The organism is Burkholderia sp. E168m23 (assembly GCF_016586125.1).
Classification (GTDB): domain Bacteria; phylum Pseudomonadota; class Gammaproteobacteria; order Burkholderiales; family Burkholderiaceae; genus Burkholderia; species Burkholderia orbicola.
The window spans coordinates 1-2,120 of sequence record NZ_BCPP01001110.1 but is presented as its reverse complement, the minus strand read 5'-3'; the positions used below and the strand labels follow the sequence as shown (position 1 = coordinate 2,120).

General features: G+C 62.6%; 2 protein-coding genes. Both read right to left on the bottom strand.

The window, feature by feature from the left end; all coding sequences use genetic code 11:
• Positions 1-827: 23S rRNA (adenine(2030)-N(6))-methyltransferase RlmJ (locus JMF90_RS34620; protein WP_201326119.1), on the bottom strand; the 827-nt coding region annotated here is incomplete at its 3' end.
• A gap of 111 nt (positions 828-938) precedes the next feature.
• Positions 939-1,910 carry an aldo/keto reductase gene (locus JMF90_RS34615; protein ID WP_011694330.1) on the bottom strand — a complete coding sequence of 324 codons (972 nt, stop codon included), beginning with the start codon at positions 1,908-1,910 and terminating at the stop codon, positions 939-941.
• Between the last annotated feature and the right edge of the window lie 210 nt (positions 1,911-2,120).

The window sequence follows — 2,120 nt, the reverse complement described above, 5'->3', positions numbered from 1 at the left end:
ATTTGAAAGCGGGCGCCGCTATCCTGTCCCAGCTTCTCGACCAGATAGGGCAGGACCTCTTTCATGCTCTGGGCGAGCGTATACGGCGGATTCAGGATGAACATCCCGCTGCCGTAGAGACCCAGTCCGTCGGTCGGCGGATTCGACACCGTCAGCGTCAGGTGCAGCCAGTTGTTCGGCTGCAGACGCTTCAACTGCTCGGGAAAGCGCTGTGATTCCGTCCGCGTGACCTGCGGATACCAGATGGCATAGCAGCCGGTCGAGAAACGCTTCAGGCATTCCGTCACGCAGCTCGCCGTGCGCGCGTAATCCTTCTTGTCCTCGTAGGACGGATCGATCAGCACGAGTGCACGTCGCGGCGGCGGCGGCAGCAGCGCCTTGATACCTTCGAAGCCGTCGCCGGCGAAGATCATCGCGCGTCGCCCGGCATCGCGGAAATTGTGGCGCAGCACATCGATTTCCGTCGTATGCATTTCGAACAGGCGCATCCGGTCCTGCTCGCGCATCGACCGCCATGCGATGTACGGGGAGCCCGGGTAGAAATGCAGTTCGCCGTCGTCGTTCAGCGCGCGGACTTCGTCCACATAGTCGCCCAGTGCCTCCGGCAGGTTCTTTTCGTTCCACAGTCGGCCGATGCCGGTATCGAATTCCGACGTCTTCGCTGCATAACCGTCGCGCAGCGAGTACACGCCGGCGCCTGCGTGCGTATCGATGTACCAGTACGATTTGTCTTTCTTGTTCAGGTAGCGCAGCAGCTGGACGACGACGGCGTGCTTGAGCACGTCCGCGTGGTTGCCTGCGTGAAAACCGTGACGATAACTGAGCATGGCTGGCTGCCTGAAACGAAAGGTGAATCGATGAAAACGGTCGATCGTGCGCGGCCGTCAGGCCGGGCGCCGATGCGGCCGCGTATTGTACGCGAGTGGCCGTGAGTCGCCTTACTCGTATGCATCGCCGACCACCGCCTCGATGCGCTGCTTCACGTCCGGCGTCAGCTTCGCGGCAACCTCGAGCGCGCGCATGTTGTCGCCGATCTGGTCGACCCGCGATGCACCCGTGATGACCGAACTCACGCGCGGGTTCGCGAGCACCCACGCGATTGCCAACTGGCCGGTGCTGCAGCCGAATTCGGCCGCAATTTCGCCGAGCCGTTCGACGATGTCGTTGGCGGCCCGATCGGTCAGGCGTTCGCGCATCCAGTCGTAGCCTTGCAACTGCGCGCGGCTGCCGGCGGGTACGCCGTTGCGGTACTTGCCGGTGAGCAGGCCCGACGCCAACGGGCTCCAGGTCGTGAGCCCGAGACCGTAATCGTCGTAGAGCCGCGCATATTCCTGCTCGACCCGGGTGCGATGGAACAGGTTGTACTGTGGCTGTTCGACGACCGGCTTGTGGAGATGATGCCGCTCGGCAATCTCGCATGCCGCGCGGATTTCGTCGGCGCTCCATTCCGACGTGCCCCAGTACAGCGCCTTGCCGCGCACGATCATGTCGCTCATCGCCCAGACGGTTTCCTCGATCGGCGTATGCGGATCGGGGCGATGGCAATAGGCGAGGTCGACATAGTCGAGCTGTAGCCGGCGCAGCGAGCCGTCGATCGCGTTCAGCAGGTACTTCCGGTTCAGCGTGTGATACTGGTTCGGGGCTTCTGCGAGCCCCCAGAAGAACTTCGTGGACACGATATAACTGACGCGTGGCCAGTCGAGCGACTTGAGCGCATGGCCCATGATTTCCTCGGATTTGCCGCCGGCGTAGACCTCGGCGTTGTCGAAGAAATTGACGCCTGCATCACGTGCCGCGGCGAGGCATTCGCGCGCGACCCGCTGGTCGACCTGGTTGCCGTACGTCACCCACGAACCGAGTGAAAGCTCGCTGATCTGCAGGCCGGAGCGGCCTAGCCGTCGATAGTGCATGAGAATCTCCTGCTGAACGGAACCGACCTTAAGCTTAGACGTTTTGCGCACGAACGGCGGGGCCGATCGTGCACAATGACGGCTGGCACGCTGATGCGATTTCGCGATGAACGCGGATGCGGCGGGTGCGTGTTTCATCGATCCGATAACGGAAGGAGACGGACATGGCAGCAGATCTGAGCGGCAAGACCGCAGTCGTCACGGGCGCCG